We start from the raw sequence: 16,456 nt of genomic DNA on the forward strand, positions 1-16,456 counted from the left end.
ACCAGTGAGGGTCGCGGTCACCGGGGCCAGCGGCGTACTCGGCCGCGGACTCGTCGCGCGGATGCTCAGCAGCGGCCACGACGTCGTCGGACTCGCACGGCATCGGCCCGAAAGCTGGCCCAGCGCAGCACAGTTCGTGCCCGGGGATATCCGCGACGCAGCCGCTGTCCGGCGTGCCATCGCGGGTGCCGAGGTCGTCGCACATTGCGCGTGGGCGGCCAGCCGACCCGCCGACGACCCGCGCAGCCGGGAAGTCAACATCGGTGGGACCGCCAATGTGCTTGCCGCCATGGCCAAGTCCGGTGCTCGGCGCATTGTTTTCGTATCGTCGGCGCACGTGTACGGCATGCAGCGAGCCGGGACAGCGCCGGCGGGCGAGCACGACGAGCTGAACCCCGTTAGCGCCGTGGGCCGTCACCAAGCTCGAGCCGAAGAGATGCTGGCCGCGTCCGGAGCAGAATGGGTGGCCATCCGGTCGGCGCTCATCGTCGGCCGTGATGTCGACAACTGGGTGCAGCGGCTGCTGGCGTGCCCGGTGTTTCCCGATATTGACGGATCGGCGGGCGGGCGGTTGCAGGTGGTGCACACCGACGACGCCCTTCGGGTACTTGCCCGGGCCGCGTTGGATACCGGCATCGGTAGCGGGCCGGTCAACCTGGCCGCCCCCGGCGAGCCGGCCTTTCGCGAGGTCGCAGCCGCCCTCGGACGGCGGGTCATCGCGCTCCACTTCGATCCTGCTTCGAAGCTGCTGCGCGGTTGTGCAGCAACTTTTTTCGACACGCTGAGCCTCGTCCAAGACGCGCCGCTGATGGACACTTCGCGGTTGCGCGACCGGTGGGGGTGCACACCCGCCTGGAATGCCAATGAATGCGTCGAGGACCTCGCGCTCGGGCTGCGGGGCCGCGTCACCGTCGGGAAGCGGGTGATATCGCTGCCGTGGCGGATCTCCCGCATCCAAGACATCCCCGTGGCAGATGCTCCCGCCGCCGACGGAAAGCTGCCCGTGCTGGCCGGGCCCGAGGGGGAAAACGGCGAGTTCGACACCCCGATCGATCCGCGATTCCCGACATTCATCGCGACCAACTTGTCCGAAGCGCTGCCCGGACCGTTTTCGCCGTCGTCGTTTTCGGTGACCGTGCGCGGGCTGCGGGCGAGCGGTGCGGGCATCGCTGGGCGGCTGCGCCCCGGGGGGTTGATCCAACGGGAAATAGCGATGCGCACCGTCGCCGTGTTCGCTCACCGACTCTACGGGGGCATCACGTCGGCTCATTTCATGGCCCAGACAGTGCCGTTCGTCAAGCCGGCGACGATCGTGGCCAACAGCGGGTATTTCGGCCCCAGCGTGGCGGACTTGCCGATCTTCGGCGACCAGCATCCGCTGCCCCAGACCGGTTTGCTTGCAAGACAAGCGCGCACACTTCGCAATATCGGGGTGTTCGGCGTCAACCTGGTGGGCCTCAGCGCCGGATCGGCGCACGATACCGCCGACTACATTGCCGACGTCGACCGCCTAGAACAGCTCGCGGGCCGCGATGTGACCCGGCTCGATGACCGCCGGCTGCTCAGCCTGATCTTGCTGGCGCGCGATCATGCCGTGGACGGGTGGGTGCTGGCATCCGGGTCGTTCATGCTGTGCGCGGCGTTCAATTCCATCCTGCGAGGCGTGTGCGGGCCCGGTGCTGTGCCGGTGGCGGGACCGGAGTTGGTCAGCGCGCGACCGCTGGCCGCGATTCACCGGCTGGTTGCCGCGGCGCGCCGCGACCCGGAGGTGCCCCGCATCCTGGCGCAACCCGGTGACCACCTCGACGCGCTGTCCAAGTACGCGCCAGAGTTTCACGCCGCGGTTCAACATGAGCTGGCGCTGATCGGGCACCGCGGCCCGGCGGAAGCCGAGATGCGTTCGACCAGTTACGCCGACAACCCCGAGTTGTTGCTGGGCATGGTGGCCAAGTCGGTAGACGCACCGGACGCGCCGCGATCCTCGCAACCGAACATTCCGGTGTGGGGCCGTCCCGTCGCGGCGCTGTCCGCCCGCCAACTGCGTGAACGCGAAGCCCGCCGCGACAGACTGATCCGCGCCATTTGGGTATTGCGTGGTCTGCTTCGCGAATACGGACATCGGCTGGTTGAGTCCGGTGTGTTGAAGACCGTCGATGACGTGTTCTACCTGCTGGTCGACGAGCTCGACGCTGTTCCCGCCGACGCTTCGGAGCTGGTGGCGCGGCGCCGCGCCGAACAACGTCGACTGATGAAGGTTGTTCCGCCCCCGGTGTTCAGCGGCCGCTGGCAGCCCGGTACCGCGCTGGCGACGGTTCTCACGCCCGGGCAAAGCTTGCACGGCCTCGGGGTGTGTGGCGGACGCGTCCGCGGCCGCGTTCGCATCGTGCGACCGCAGACCATCAGCGAGCTGCAGCCCGGTGAGATTCTCGTCGCCGAGGTCACCGACGTCGGCTACACCACCGCGTTCTCGTATGCGGCCGCCGTGGTGACCGAACTCGGTGGGCCGATGTCACATGCTGCCGTGGTGGCCCGCGAGTTCGGGTTCCCGTGCGTGGTCGACGCCGCCGGCGCCACCCGGCGGCTGCCCCGGGAGCTCTCGTCGACGTCGACGGCGCTACCGGTGAGATTCGGTTGCTGGAGCTCGCTGATCACACCGCCGAAATCGATTCTGCTGCAACGAACTCCGAGTAACCGTCCGCTAGCAGCTGAACTTTTCGCCGACACCCTCCGGTGGCGGTACCGGCTGTAAGCAGCCGAACGGCTCGATACCGGCAGCAGCGAGCCGCACCGCTGACCGGTGGGCGTAGTTGACGCAGAACACACCGGTTTGATCAGTGCGACAACGGAAATCGTCAAACGCCAGCGACTTACCGGACGGAAGTTCGGGGCCGTCACCGTTGATAAAAGGTCCGGGGTCACCGTGGGCCGAGCCCACTTGCACACTGGTGCCGTCGAAATCGACCCAGCCGCCATGCCATTCGCCGTAGACGGCGGTCGGTGGCGGTGGGGGATTGGTCAGCCGGACCAGGCAGGACAACGTGGCGCCGGTGTGCTTGGAGTCGGTTATGCAACGCACGTTGTGGTCTGGTGCGGTGAACGCGATGTCTTGACCGAGATCGGTGGTGGCGCCGTCGCGGGTCGCGCTGTGATAGCGGTCGGCGTCGGCGGGTTCAGCAGCCTCGATCCACGCGATCACATCGGAGATCGGCGTGCCCGGTTGCGGCGCGGTCGACCGAATCGGCGGCTCGGCCGTCGGCGGGGCGGCGGTCGCGCCCTTTGCGGACGTGCTCGGCCGTGCCGAGCTAGTGCTTTGGGCGGACCGACCGCCCACCAGTGAACACCCGGCGACCAGCAGCGACGCAACCAACACCACAACGATGCGCATCCCGTCAGGCTAGCGGCACCGAGCTGATTGCGACCGCAGCCGCATGTCGACAGATCCAGTTCGCTACGGTCGGGGTCATGCACGAACACACCGTCCGCGTCACCACAGCCACCGGCACCGTGGAAGGCTTCACTCGCGACGGTGTGAACAGGTGGCGCTCCATCCCCTATGCCCGGCCGCCGGTCGGGCCGCTGCGGTTCCGGGCCCCGCAACCACCCGAGCCGTGGCCGGGTGTGCGGCACTGCCACGGGTTCACCAACTGTGCACCGCAGCAACGCCGTTACACGATCATCGGTGTGGGCAAATACCAGCCCATGAGTGAGGACTGCCTGACGCTTAACGTCGTGACCCCGGAATCTGTCGGCGACCAGGCGTTGCCGGTCCTGGTTTTCATCCACGGCGGCGGTTACATCCTGGGCAGCTCGGCCACCCCGCTGTATGACGGTGCGGGGCTGGCCCGCCGCGGTTGCGTCTACGTGTCGGTGAACTACCGGCTCGGCGCGCTGGGCTGCCTGGACCTGTCGTCACTGTCGACACCGGAAATCACCATCGACAGCAACCTCTTCCTGCGCGACTTGGTGATGGCGCTGCGCTGGGTCCGCGACAACATCGCGGTGTTCGGCGGTGACCCGGGCAACGTCACCATTTTCGGGGAAAGCGCCGGTGCCCACGCTGTCGCCACGCTGCTCGCCGTGCCTGCGGCCAAAGGTCTTTTCCATCAGGCTATTTCAGAAAGCCCGGCAAGCGGGATGGTGCGTTCTCGTGAGGTGGCAACCGAGTTCGCGACCCGGTTCGCGACCCAACTGGGTGTGCGCCGGGAAGACGCCGCCCACGTGCTGATGCAGGCGTCGCCGGCCGAACTGGTGGCGGCCCAGAACCGTCTGATCGACCAGGGCATGGAACAGCGGCTTGGTGCATTCCCGATTGGTCCCGCCGTCGGCGACGATTGTCTGCCGCTGGACCCGGTGGAGGCGATGCGGCGCGGCGAAGCACACCGTGTGCCGCTCATCGTGGGCACCAACGCAGACGAGGGCCGCCTGTTCACTCGTTTCCTCCCGCTGCTGCCGACCACCGAGCCGATGGTCGAGGCGCTGCTGGCCGACGCGGATCCGGCTGCCCGGGAACGCATTACCGCCGCCTACCCGGGCTATCCCGATAGATCTGCCTGCGTGCGCCTCGGCGGAGACTTCGCCTTCGGCTCGGCCGCCTGGCAGATCGCCGAGGCCCACGGCAAGTACGCGCCGGCCTACCTGTACAGATACGACTTTGCGCCCCGCCCACTGCACTGGGCCGGTTTGGGAGCCACCCACGCCACCGAACTGCTTGCGGTCTTTGGCATTTACCGCAGCAAGTTCGGGGCGTTGCTCACCGCCGGTGTCGATCGCCGAGCAGCGCGGCGCGTCACCAAAGAGGTACAGGGCCGTTGGCTGGCGTTCAGCCGCACCGGGATACCCGGTGACGGCTGGCCCGCCTACACCGATGCCGATCGCGCGGTGATGGTTTTCGACCGCACGTCGCATCTCGAATTCGACCCACACCCCGAGCGCCGCATGGCGTGGGAGGGGTTCTCCGTTGCGCAATGAAAACTTTGCTGCCCCAACAGCGGAGCCGGCGAAAGTAGTCGAAAAACCAAGCGACCTCAGCGCCGACTGGCTGACCGGCATACTCGGCATACCGATCGCCGGGTTTGGTGTCGAGCGCATCGGTACCGGTCAGATGAGCGAGTGCTACCGCATCGAACTGGCCTACAGCGGCGAAACCCCGGTTGGGCCGCCGTCGGTGGTCTTGAAGGTGGCCGCCACCGATCCGGTGAGCCGCCAGACCGGCCTGACACTGGGACTCTACGAGCGTGAAGTGCGCTTCTACCGCGAAATCGCGCCGCGCGTGCATGGGCCGCTCGCGCCGTGCTACCACACCGCGTTCGACGCGGCGGCCGGCGCGTTCGATGTATTGCTCGGCGACGCCAGCCCCGCTGTCGTCGGTGACGAAATCCGCGGCGCCACAACGTCACAAGCCATGGTCGCCGTTGCGGAGTTGGGCCGCTTACAGGGCCAGTTGTTCAGTGATATCGGCTTGGCCGACGCGGCGTGGCTCAACCGTGACGCCCCCATCAACCAGGCGTTGATGACCCAGCTTTACGCGGGGTTCCTCGACCGTTACGGTGACCGGATTTCACCGGAGCACCACGAAGTGTGCGAACGGCTGGTCAATGGATTCGACTCCTACCTCGCCGGCGATTCGGGTGAGCGGCGCATTGACGGGCTGCTGCACGGCGACTACCGGCTGGACAACTTGTTGTTCGGCGCCGCCGGGGCCGATCGGCCGCTGACGGTGGTGGATTGGCAGACCGTCACCTGGGGTCCGGCATTGACCGACCTGGCGTATTTCGTTGGTTGCGCACTGCCGGTGGCTGATCGGCGGGCGCTGTATGACGATCTGCTAAGCGCCTACCACGACGCACTCGGGCCCGATGCGCCGCTGACGTTGGCCGACGTGTACGAGGGCGTGCGCGGGCAGAGCTTTTTCGGCGTGATGATGGCGATCGTGTCAGCGATGTTGGTCGAACGCACCGAGCGCGGCGACGCGCTGTTCATGACGATGCTGCAACGGCACTGCCAGCACGTGTTGGACACCGACGCGCTGGCCACGTTGTCCCCGACGTCGCCCATGCCGTTGACCCCGGTCCACACCGACGAGTCCGTGCACACCGCCACCGGGGAACCATTGTGGAGCGAAAGCTGGTATGCCGATTTCGTCGACGCCGCACAGGGATTCGGCGGCTGGGTGCGGATCGGCTTGATACCCAACCAGCGCACCGCGTGGATGCACGCATTGTTGTGTGGTCCCGACAGCCCCACTATCGCCGTGGTCGACTTCGACGTTCCGTTTCCGGCCGATCCGTGGCATGTGCGAACCGCCACCATCGATTTCACCCACGCCGCCACTGACCCGTTGCAGACGTATCGGGTCGCGCTGCAGGCACGAGGCCAGTCCTATACCGACCCCGGGGCTCTGCTGCGTGGAGAACCCGGTCGCCCCGTGGCGGTGGCGGCGAACTTGACCTGGGCGACTGACGGCACGCCCTATCGGTATCGGTTGACCACACGCTACGAAATTCCGTGCAGGGTGTCGGGAAGCGTGACCGTCGAGGACACCGAGTACATGCTCGATGAGGTGCCCGGTCAGCGTGACCACTCGTGGGGTGTGCGCGACTGGTGGGCCATGGACTGGCTGTGGAGTGCGCTGCATCTGGACGACGGCACGCATCTGCATGGCGTGGACATCCGGATTCCGGGCGCGCCGAAGCTCTGCGTCGGCTACCTTCAACAAAAAGACCGGCAGCTCGTTGAGCTGCACACGGTGACAAGCCGAGAATCGTTTGATTCCAACGGCTTACCCGTAGCCGCAACGGTGAGCGTCGAACCCGGTGACATCGCTGCGACCGCCGCTGTGCGCGGACACGCTCCGTTGTTGCTTGTGGCCGACGACGGGCGAGTGAGCCAGTTTCCCCGCGCGTGGGTCACCGCGACCACAGCCGATGGCCGTCACGGGGTTGGTTGGCTGGAATGGAACCGCACCCGATGGCAGCCGACGCCGACCTGAGCCAATCGAAGCGTCGAGACCGAAGCAGTCGGGGGCCCGGACCCATCGTGGTCATGGGTGTGTCCGGCTCGGGCAAGTCCACGGTGGGCGCTGCGTTGGCCCGGCGGCTGGGGGTCCCGTTCGCGGATGCCGACGCATTCCACCCGCGCGCGAATATCGCCAAAATGGCCGCCGGTGAGCCGTTGAACGACCAAGACCGGTTCCCGTGGCTGGAGGCAGTCGGCAAGTGGCTGGCCGCTCACCGTGACGGCGGTGTGACGAGCTGCTCGGCGCTCACGCGCAAATACCGCGACCAGTTGCGTTCACACTGCCCCGACGTCGAATTTCTGCACCTGAGCGGCTCGCCGGAGCTTATCCGTCACCGCCAGGCCGGCAGGACAGGCCATTTCATGCCCGCGACGCTGCTGGACTCGCAGTTCGACACGCTGGAGCCCCTCGGACCGGACGAGCGCGGGGTCACCGTCGACGTCGACCAAAGCGTCGACGCCATCGTCGAGACCTTTCTGGCCGGATTCGCGCCACCGCGCGGCGGCGGCGCCGGGACAGCTAGCGGTGGCTAGCATGCGGTGGTATCCCCGAGTGGGAGGCGGCGCAACGATGTACCAGATCGCGGTGGTGCTGACGGCGATCACGCACGTCGCCTTCATCTGCTACGTCGTCGTCGGCGGCTTCATCGCACTGCGCTGGCGCCGCACGCTGTGGCTGCACATCGCAGCGGTACTTTGGGGCGCGGCCAGCGTGGTGGGCCATGTGGGCTGTCCTTTGACCGGACTGGAACGCTGGGCGCGGCGTCACGCCGGCATGCCGCCGCTGCCGCCGAAGGGGTTCATCGCCCACTACATCACCGGAGTGCTCTATCCCGTTAGTTGGGCGAACGCCGTGCAGCTGGCAGCGTTCGCCGTGATCGTCGCGTCGTGGGCGTTATATGCCTGGCATGGCCGGCATGTCCCGGTGCGCGCCCATCGAGGGGCATCCGACCGCGTGCGGTGACGACCGCCGCATGCGCAACGCCCCGCCGCCGTGGCGTCTCTTAGCGCTTCCGCCGGGTCTTGACCCGCTTGCGCGCCGCGCCCGCTAATTCCTCGCCTCGCTCCCGGGCGGTTTCGGCGAGCTCGCTTCCCCGCTCGCGGGCGGTTTGGACAAGTTCGGCGCCCCGCTGACGAGCGGTTTCGGCGAGTTCGCGTACCCGACCGCTGTCGGCCCATTCGCCGCCTCGCCTGCGGGCGGCCTCCACCAGGGGGGCGCTTTTTTCTGCCGCCGCGCTGGCAAGCTCCCGACCTCGTTCGGCGCCCACCTGGATACCGTGTCCGATTTTCTCCCCCAAACCCTCGGTGTCCAGCAAGGGTTCGTTAGACCCGCCGAGCGGCAGCGCCTCGGTCACCGCCTCAGAAATCCGGCTCGCCGCCTGTCGGCCACGCCATCCCAACGACGGCTTGCCGGCCGTGTCGGCGGACGCAATGATCAGTCCGCCCAGCAGGCTTAGATCGGTCAGGAAGTCACGCCGTTTCTCGGCTTTGCGCTGCGGATCCGGTTCGGTCCAAAACATATGCGCGCCAAGGCTCCCCGGGATTACCGTGCATGCCAGCACGGCAGACGCGATGCGGGGGAGCTTGCCGGTCGCGAGCAAAACGCCGCCGCCGACCTGGACAGCCGCGTTGAGGCGTGCGAAAGTCTCGTCGTCGGAGGGCACCTTGGTACCAACGGGCTCCGGCAGCCTGCGCAGACCCGCCGCGGCGGGGCGCGCGGCGTCGACGGACGCGCTCGGGTTTCGCAATGTCTCTATACCTTGGCCGATGAACACCGCCGACAACAGCGGCCGGGCAATTCTGCGGATCAGCATGGCCGCGGTGTTCCCGCGTTGACCCGCACGCAAACCGGTGGGCGTGGCTTGGGTGGGCCGCGTCAGCGGACCGGCAGGTCACCACTTCCCGAGCGCATCCACAACGGAAGCACCACCCAGAAACCCGCTAGGGCGATCAGCGCGCAGACGCAGGCGATGACCGCGGCAGCACTACCGGCGACGGCGTCGAAGATCACCATGGTGACGCCGGTGAGCGCGAATCCTAGGAGCAACAACCCTGTGTAGGCCAACCGGTGCGCGGTCGACACCAGCGATTTCAGCCGATGCCGGCGAAACAGCAACCGGTGCATCGCGACCGGAGCGACCAGCAGCACCGTAGAGGCGACCGAGCAGACGACTGTCGCGAGGTACACCGAGCGCATCGTCACACTCAACGCTCTAAACGGCTCCTGGAACGGCAACGTCAACAGGAAGCCGGTCAATAACTGGACACCGGTCTGCACAACCCGCAGCTCTTGCAACAGACTGGCCCAATTGCGATCCAGCCGTTCGGTTTCGGTCTCCTTGCGCGCGGCGTAATCCCATTGCTGGTCGCGTTCAGGATGGTTGAACCGTCCCGGGTTTCGTGCACACCTTCTTTTGAGGGAAGGATGGCACGATGCCGAGCAAGTACGATGAGAACACCAAGGCCAAGGCGGTGCGGCTGGTCCGAGAGCATCGCGATGACTACGAGACCGAGTGGGCGGCGATGCGCGCGATCTCGGCGCGGTTGGGGATGAGCGCGGAGACGCTGCGCAAATGGGTGCGCCAGGCCGAGGTGGACGACGGTGAGGCTGCGGGTGTGCCGACTGAGACCGCACGCGAGCTGCGGGAGCTGCGCCGCAAAACCAAGGAACTTGAGCAAACGATCGAAATACTAAAGGCCGCAACAACTTTCTTCGCGCGGGAGTGCGACCCGCTACACCGCTGATCTGCGAGTTCATCGACGAACACAAGGACCGGTTCGGGGTCGTACCGATGTGCCGCGCCCTGGGTGTCCAGGGCGTGGCGATCGCCCCACGCACCTACTGGGCACACCGGTCGTCGGCGCCGTCAAAACGGGCCCTGTGGGACACCACGATCACCGAGATCCTCGCCGGCGTCTATGAGCCTGACGAGCACGGCAAACGCCCACCGGAGTGCCTGTACGGCAGCCTGAAGATGTGGGCGCACCTGCAGCGCCAGGGCATCCCGGTGGCGCGCTGCACGGTCGAACGGATCATGCGCAAGCACGGCTGGCGCGGGGCCACGCGCGCCCGGACGATACGCACTACCGAGCGCGATCCGGCCGCCGCGAGAGCGCCGGACCTGGTGCGGCGGCGCTTCCATGCATCGCGGCCCAACGAGCTGGACGTGGCGGACTTCACCTACGTGCCGCTCGATGGCGGCGGGTTCGGCTACACCGCATTCGTAATCGACGCCTATGCCGGGCTGATCGCGGGCTGGGAGTGCTCGTTGACGAAGAACACCGCCTTCGTCGAGCGGGCGATCCGCCAAGCCACGGCATACCGGGCGCGGCAGGGACATCCGCTCACCGGTGACACGATTCATCACAGCGATGCCGGATCACAATACACCGCAACACATTTCACTGAGACACTGATGCTGGCCGGACTCGTCCCGTCGATCGGGACTGTCGGGGACGCCCTCGATAACGCGTTGGCCGAAACCACGATCGGGCTCTACAAAACCGAGTGCGTGCGCGCGGGCTCCCCGTTCCGCACCGGACCGATCCGCACCCTCGCCGACCTGGAGAACATCACCTCGGCGTGGGTGCACTGGTATAACACCGCCAGGCTCATGCACCGCCTTGGCCGCCGCCCGCCAGCCGAAGCCGAGGCCGAGTACTACGCCCGGCTGCAAGCCGGCGACCCCATCAGCAGTCCGTAGGCTCGGGTCGCGACGGGGGTGTCACCCAACACCGATGGCAGACTCGGGACTTGTGGCGGAGTTGTTGATCGCGGTCAACCCGGATGAAGACTCCAGGCTGCCGTTGTTGCTGAGGGTCCCGCTCGGTGGCGGTGACCTGCTGTTCCGCACGTCGGGAACCTGGCCGCGGGAAAAAGCTTTGTTCGCCTACCCGGTACCGCTGGACGAGTGGCCCGACGATCCGGTAATCGTCGAACGAGTGCGGTTGCGGTCGTGTCGTCGGCGCGGCGCAGCGATCGACGTGATCGCCGACCGGTCCCGGCACAACCGCTCCCAGCTCGTGTTCACCCAGGCTCGGGGCCGCGACGTGGTGTTTTGGCAGTCGCCGCGCACCCGCAAACAGGCACGCCCGAACGTGCGCACCCCGACCGCCCGCGCGCACGGCATCGAGGAGCTGCAGATCGTGGTCGACAGCCACGAGCAGTACGCCTACCGGTTCGCAACCCAGCAGGTCACCACGGTCAAGCGGGCGCTGCCGTGCGGGGACTACGGAATCGTCGTTGATGGTCAGCTTGTCGCCAGCGTGGAACGCAAGTCACTGGTCGATCTGGTAGCCAGCCTCACCGGCGGCAAGCTGCGCTACCAGGTCGGCGACCTAGCCGCGCTCCCGCGCGCGGCGGTGGTCATCGAGGATCGCTACTCGCAGCTGTTCAAGCTTGACCGCATCCGGCCCGCGGTGGTCGCCGACGGGCTCGCCGAGTTGCAGATCCGCTGGCCGAACGTGCCCGTCGTGTTCTGCGAGACCCGCCAGCTCGCCGAGGAATACACCTACCGGTTCCTCGCCGCCGCCAACGCCTGGGCGACCACCGAACACGCTGCCATGCAACGTATCTCACCGATCAGAGTCGACATCGCCCACCTCGACCAGGCACCCGCAGCGCCGACGCCATCCACCGCCGAAGTCCGCGCCTGGGCTCGCGGCACCGGCTTACCGGTACCCGACCGCGGCGGCTCCGCCCCGAGATCTGGACTGCTTGGTACGACACCAACTCGTCGAACCGAACCTAGCGTCTACGGCCGCGTACTACGCTCACCACCAGATCAGGAAGCACACCGGTCACACGAAACGAGGTGTGCATCAAACCCGGGATGGTTCAGGTCGACGTCCATCTGTGGATCATGCCAGCCGGCACCCTGCCAATGGGCTGCCTCATTTATTCCAAGAGCAGTCGGGCCGACTTCTCCAGCCGATCGGCAATCTGGGTGTAGGAGGCGTATCCCATCCCGGCGCGCACCAGCGCGCCCGCGTACAACAGCTCCAGGGTTTCCACCACGTCGGGATCGCAGTCGGGACCCAGCGCCGAGACCAGCCGCTGGTGAATCTCCCGGCCAACGCGCAGCCGGAGCTGCTTGACCTCAGGATCGTTGCCCAGCAAGGCATTGGTCACCGCGCCGGCCAGCTCGGGTTCGTCGGCGACAAGCAGCGCGATGTGCCGCAGCACCGCGACAACGCGCGCAACGGGATCCGGTGAATCGCCGCGGGGCGGCGAGGTCGAGGCGAGCCGCCGCCAGAAAACCTCGGCAACGAGGTGTTCCTTGGACGAGAAGTAGGTGTAGGCGGTGGCCGAGCCCACCCCGGCCTCGGCGGCCACGCGGCGAATAGTCAAGCCGGAGAAGCCTTCTCGGCTGAGCACCTCGATCGCCGCCCGGCCCAACCGCTCGACGGTGTCGGCTTGCTTGGCGGTCAGTCGGCGCCTGGTCGACTCCCGAGCCACCGGGTCAGACACGTGTCTGGACACTACTACAACGTAATATGGGCGGCAACAGACGCCCTTCCTGACGATTGCGACGGTTAGGTTCGACTTGTGACCTCTGGCTCGCAGCCCGCCGAGCAGACCCTCCGGTTGTTCGAGCTCGCCGACCGGGTTCCCGGTTTCATGCCGGCCGACGAGGGCAGGGCCCTGCATGACGCCGCGCTGCGCTACCTCGACCATGGCATCGGCCTGGAAATCGGCACTTACTGCGGCAAGTCCACGCTGTTGCTGGGCGCGGCTGCGGTTGCCCGCGACAGCGTGCTCTACACGATCGACCACCATCACGGCTCCGAAGAGCATCAGCCGGGGTGGGAATACCACGACCCCGCTCTGGTCGATGAGGCCAGCGGCCGCTTCGACACCTTGCCCACGTTTCGTCGCACACTCGACGAGGCCGGCTTGGACGACAACGTGGTCGCAGTGGTGGGCAAGTCGGCGCTGGTGGCCCGCGGCTGGCGCACCCCGCTTCAGCTGCTGTTCATCGATGGCGGCCACAGCGAGGCCGCCGCTCACCAAGACTTCGACAACTGGGCACCGTGGGTGACGGTCGGCGGCGCGCTGATCATCCACGACGTCCTTCCCGATCCGCGCGACGGCGGGCAGGCTCCGTACCAGATCTATTGCCGCGCCCTGCAAAGCGGGAAGTTCCGCGAAGTCTCGGTCGCCGGATCGTTGCGGGTGCTCGAACGCACTACTGGCACACCGGGCGCTGCGCTTACCGATCCGTCGAGTTGCTGACGCACTCGCAGTCGTAATCGCCCTCAAGACCGCGGGGCAGGTCGCTACCGCGGAAGATCCCGCTTCCAGGTGTGGTCAACGACAACGCGTCGGCCGCCAATATCACCGCTGCACCCGTCCACGTCGTTCGCTCGACCGGCCAGCGCTTGCCGTCGCTGAACACCAGGCCGGTCCAGTAGGAGCCGTCGGTTTCGCGCAGGTGTTGCATGGCGGCGAACTGCTGCAACGCCTGCCGGCGGTTGCCGATAGCGTCCAAAGCCAAGACCAACTCACACGTTTCCGCACCGGTGACCCACGGCCGGTCATCGACACAACGGACACCTAGGCCGTCGACAACGAAATCGGCCCAGCGCTCGGCTAGCCGGGCTTCGGCCGCCGCGCCGCGCAGCGCGCCGCCGAGAATCGGGTAGTACCAGTCCATCGAATGATGCGGCTTTTCGGTGAACGCCGACGGGTGCGCGATGATGGCGTGTCCGAGCCGGCCCAGTGCGACCTCCCATTCGGGCTGCGGTTGATCAAGGTGGTTCGCCAGGGCCAGCGCGCAGCGGATGCTGTGGAACACGCTGGCGCAACCGGTCAACAACGCCTCAGGGACCGGTCCTGATTCACCGCGGGCCCAGCAGATTTCGCCGCCTGCAAGCTGCAATTCCAGCACAAAGTCGATCGCTGCGCGCACCGTCGGCCACATCGCAGCCGCGAAGCCGCGATCGCCGGTGATCAACACATGGTGCCAGACACCCACCGCAATGTAGGCGCAGAAGTTGCTGTCGCTGTTGGCATCCTCGACGACACCGGCCCGCAGCTGAATCGGCCATGACCCGTCGGCGCGCTGGTGGTGACGGCACCACTCGTACGCCCTGCGGGCCGGCTCGACGAGACCTGCGGCGGTGAGCGCCATCGCGCATTCGACGTGATCCCATGGATCGGTATGCCCGCCCTGCGACCATGGGATGGCACCGGATGGTTCCTGCACCGCAGCAATTGATTCCGCGGTCTGCCGACACTGTTGTGGGGTGAGGACGCCTGGCACGCCCGGCGCGTCATACCAGCTCAACGGCGTGCACCGGTTTTTGGAAGTACAGCGCGATGCTCTTGCCCAGTAGCGGGTTAAGCATCGATTCGGCCAGCCTGGTGATGCGAGGCCGCTGGGTGATGTCCCACACCAGCAGCTTGTGATAAGCGGCTACCGCCGGGTGATCCGGACGAGACAGTCCGACAAGGCATTTCAACCACCAGAACGGTGTGTGCAGTCCGTGGGCGTAATGTGCATGTACGAATTGCATTCCGGTGCCGATGATTTTGGCGCGCAGCGTGCTGGCTCGGTAGATCCGCACGTGGCCGCCCTCGTTGGTGTGGTACTCGTCGGACAGCAGCCAACACACTCTTTCGGGCAGCCACCGCGGCACGGTGACCGCCAAGGTGCCGCCGGCCTTCAACACGCGTGTCAATTCGTTGATGGCCACCTCGTCCGCCGGGACATGTTCGAGAATTTCCGATGCAATGACGCAGTCGAAAGTGCCGTCCGGATAGGGCAGCGCCAGCGCGTCACCGACGACGGTCTCGGCCGCGGCGAAGGCCGGCGCCTCACCGGTCTCGGCCATGGCGCGCAACACCTTGCTGACGTTGTCGAGTTCGGCGGCGTCCTGGTCGAAGGCGATCACGTTGGCCCCGCGGCGATACGCCTCGAAGCTATGCCGGCCAGCGCCGCACCCGACGTCGATGACCGCGCTTCCCGGACCGATGCCCAGCCGGTCGAAATCCACCGTCAGCACGGCTCGCCCACCACGTCGGCGACACCGCGTTGCTGAGCTTTTCGGGCGATCGCACGTTCGTACACGGCTACCGTCTGCGCGGCCACGGATTCCCAGCTGTAGACCTCTAACGCGCGCCGCCGACCGGCCGCGCCGAGCCGTTGCCGCTCGCCGGGCGAGGCCAGCAGAGCACCGAGCACCCGGATCAGGTCGACCGTGTCGCCCGGTCGCACCAACCGGGCGCAGCTGCCATCGGGCCCGAGCACCTCCGGCAATGCCCCGGCCCGGCTGGCCACGATCGGGGTGCCGCTGGCCATCGCCTCCACGGCGGGAAGCGAGAACCCCTCGTAAAGCGAAGGAATACAGGCAATTTCGGCAGACGCCAACAGACGAGCCAGCTCGGCGTCGGAGAGCCCGTTGGAGGTGTGCACGATATCGGAGATGCCGAGCTCGGCAATGAGCTTTTCGGTGGGTCCGTTGGGCTCCAGCTTGGCCACGAGCTGAACCTCGAGGTCGTGGTCAACGCGCAGCCTGGCCACCGCGTGCAGCAGATGCCCCACACCCTTGAGTGGGGTGTCGGCGCTGGCGACGGCGATAATGCGGCCCGGCACGCGCGGCTGGTCAGCAGGTGCGAATAGGTCGGTGTCCACGCCCAACGGCACGACACACAGCTGGTCGGGGCGTACCCCGAAGTCCGCAGTAATGTCAGCAGCCGACGACGACGACACCGTGACCAGATCCGGGATGCTGCGCGCGACTCGCTGCTGCATTTTCAAGAAGCCATACCAGCGGTGTACCAATGGTTTACGCCACCATCGCGCAGCCGATAACTCCAGCACCCGGTCGCGGGTGATCGGGTGATGCACAGTGGCCACTACCGGAAAGCCCATCGCCGAAATATCAAGCAGCCCAAAGCCCAAGCTCTGGTTGTCATGGACGACGTCGAAGTCGTGCTGTCGGTCGGCGAGCAGTCGGGCCATCCGGAGGCTGAATGTGCGCGGCTCCGGGAATCCTGCCGTCCACACCGTGGCCAATTCGAGAAGGTCGATTCGATCGCGGATTTCGCTGGGGCGCGGAATCCGGAACGGATCGGGTTCCCGGTACATGTCCAAGCTGGGTACTTTGCGAAGCACCACACGGGGATCGAGCACTTCGGGATAGGGCTGGCCGGAGAACACCTCGACTCGGTGGCCGAGCTCGACGAGGCCGCTGCTTAGGTAGCGGATATAGACGCCCTGTCCGCCGCAGTGTGTCTTGCTGCGGTAGGACAGCAAAGCGATCCGCATGCTCACGCCCGTTCTGTTATGGCACCGCTCGCATCGGTCGCCCCAGAACCATCGACGACTTCGGCGAGCTGTCTGGACACGTGTCTGGACTATAATTTGACAACCTACGTGATGCAATGCACCTCGCAGGACGTCAAACCCTCCCGATGCTACTGACCGCGCCGGCGCAC

The 16,456-nt window shown here is 66.7% G+C and carries 12 protein-coding genes and 3 pseudogenes; 8 read left to right on the forward strand and 7 right to left on the reverse strand.

The genetic code is table 11. The features are described 5' to 3' along the window. The first annotated feature begins 4 nt into the window (after positions 1-4). Positions 5-2,691 (forward strand): annotated as a pseudogene (locus MYXE_RS11365) (NAD-dependent epimerase/dehydratase family protein). 7 nt (positions 2,692-2,698) lie between these two features. Here MYXE_RS11365 and MYXE_RS11370 read toward each other — a convergent pair. Continuing rightward, positions 2,699-3,385, reverse strand: a complete 687-nt coding sequence (locus MYXE_RS11370) for a hypothetical protein (protein WP_085194287.1) — start codon at positions 3,383-3,385, stop codon at positions 2,699-2,701. Positions 3,386-3,462: 77 nt separating this feature from the next. On the opposite strand from MYXE_RS11370, the gene MYXE_RS11375 reads away from it, so the two are divergent. From MYXE_RS11375 to MYXE_RS11390, 4 genes are read left to right on the forward strand one after another with little or no spacing between them, the layout of a single operon-like run. After that, positions 3,463-4,968: a carboxylesterase/lipase family protein gene (locus MYXE_RS11375; RefSeq protein WP_003921162.1), complete on the forward strand. Its 1,506-nt coding sequence runs from the start codon at positions 3,463-3,465 to the stop codon at positions 4,966-4,968. Next, entirely contained in the window at positions 4,958-6,988 is a 2,031-nt protein-coding gene (locus tag MYXE_RS11380) for a DUF7064 domain-containing protein (protein WP_085194285.1), read from the forward strand. The genes MYXE_RS11375 and MYXE_RS11380 overlap by 11 nt, the downstream gene beginning before the upstream one ends. Positions 6,989-7,041: 53 nt before the next feature. Continuing rightward, a complete protein-coding gene (locus MYXE_RS11385) occupies positions 7,042-7,548 on the forward strand; it encodes a gluconokinase (protein WP_232061590.1) in 507 nt (168 codons plus the stop codon). Positions 7,549-7,585: 37 nt separating this feature from the next. Then, complete coding sequence (locus MYXE_RS11390) at positions 7,586-7,978, forward strand: DUF2784 domain-containing protein (protein WP_085194283.1); 393 nt, start codon at positions 7,586-7,588, stop codon at positions 7,976-7,978. A 40-nt stretch (positions 7,979-8,018) separates the two neighbouring features. On the opposite strand, the gene MYXE_RS11395 is transcribed toward MYXE_RS11390, so the two are convergent. Together MYXE_RS11395 and MYXE_RS11400 are read right to left on the reverse strand one after the other, a co-directional pair. Then, a complete protein-coding gene (locus tag MYXE_RS11395; RefSeq protein WP_085194281.1) occupies positions 8,019-8,828 on the reverse strand; it encodes a DoxX family protein in 810 nt (269 codons plus the stop codon). A gap of 62 nt (positions 8,829-8,890) precedes the next feature. Continuing rightward, positions 8,891-9,397, reverse strand: a pseudogene (locus tag MYXE_RS11400) (DUF6328 family protein); the annotation flags it as partial. A 50-nt stretch (positions 9,398-9,447) separates the two neighbouring features. Here MYXE_RS11400 and MYXE_RS11405 point away from each other — a divergent pair. Both MYXE_RS11405 and MYXE_RS11410 read left to right on the forward strand, forming a co-directional pair. Continuing rightward, positions 9,448-10,718 (forward strand): IS3 family transposase gene (locus MYXE_RS11405; protein WP_415624423.1). Its coding sequence is split into 2 segments (ribosomal slippage): positions 9,448-9,721 and positions 9,721-10,718, totalling 1,272 coding nucleotides; the frame shifts between segments, so codons are not numbered across the junction. Between the two features lie 52 nt (positions 10,719-10,770). Beyond that, a pseudogene (locus MYXE_RS11410) lies at positions 10,771-11,765 on the forward strand (ERCC4 domain-containing protein). Between the two features lie 146 nt (positions 11,766-11,911). Here the strand turns inward: MYXE_RS11410 and MYXE_RS11415 are convergent. Next, positions 11,912-12,484: a TetR/AcrR family transcriptional regulator gene (locus MYXE_RS11415; RefSeq protein ID WP_085193991.1), complete on the reverse strand. Its 573-nt coding sequence runs from the start codon at positions 12,482-12,484 to the stop codon at positions 11,912-11,914. A gap of 150 nt (positions 12,485-12,634) precedes the next feature. Between MYXE_RS11415 and MYXE_RS11420 the strand changes: the two genes are divergently transcribed. Beyond that, positions 12,635-13,249 (forward strand): class I SAM-dependent methyltransferase, encoded by a 615-nt coding sequence (locus MYXE_RS11420; protein WP_172468563.1) that lies wholly within the window; start codon positions 12,635-12,637, stop codon positions 13,247-13,249. Here MYXE_RS11420 and MYXE_RS11425 read toward each other — a convergent pair. Genes MYXE_RS11425 through MYXE_RS11435 form a run of 3 tightly spaced genes read right to left on the reverse strand, consistent with a single transcriptional unit; the run spans position 13,227 to position 16,286 of the window. After that, entirely contained in the window at positions 13,227-14,303 is a 1,077-nt protein-coding gene (locus MYXE_RS11425) for a prenyltransferase (RefSeq protein WP_039890256.1), read from the reverse strand. The two genes, MYXE_RS11420 and MYXE_RS11425, sit on opposite strands and share 23 nt — an antisense overlap. After that, the gene (locus MYXE_RS11430) at positions 14,290-15,021 is read right to left on the reverse strand and encodes a class I SAM-dependent methyltransferase (protein ID WP_003921153.1); all 732 of its coding nucleotides are present in this window, start codon (positions 15,019-15,021) and stop codon (positions 14,290-14,292) included. Before MYXE_RS11430 ends, MYXE_RS11425 begins: the two co-directional genes overlap by 14 nt. Then, positions 15,015-16,286: a glycosyltransferase family 4 protein gene (locus MYXE_RS11435; protein ID WP_085193995.1), complete on the reverse strand. Its 1,272-nt coding sequence runs from the start codon at positions 16,284-16,286 to the stop codon at positions 15,015-15,017. Before MYXE_RS11435 ends, MYXE_RS11430 begins: the two co-directional genes overlap by 7 nt. Positions 16,287-16,456 lie beyond the last annotated feature (170 nt).

The organism is Mycobacterium xenopi (assembly GCF_009936235.1).
Lineage (GTDB): Bacteria > Actinomycetota > Actinomycetes > Mycobacteriales > Mycobacteriaceae > Mycobacterium > Mycobacterium xenopi.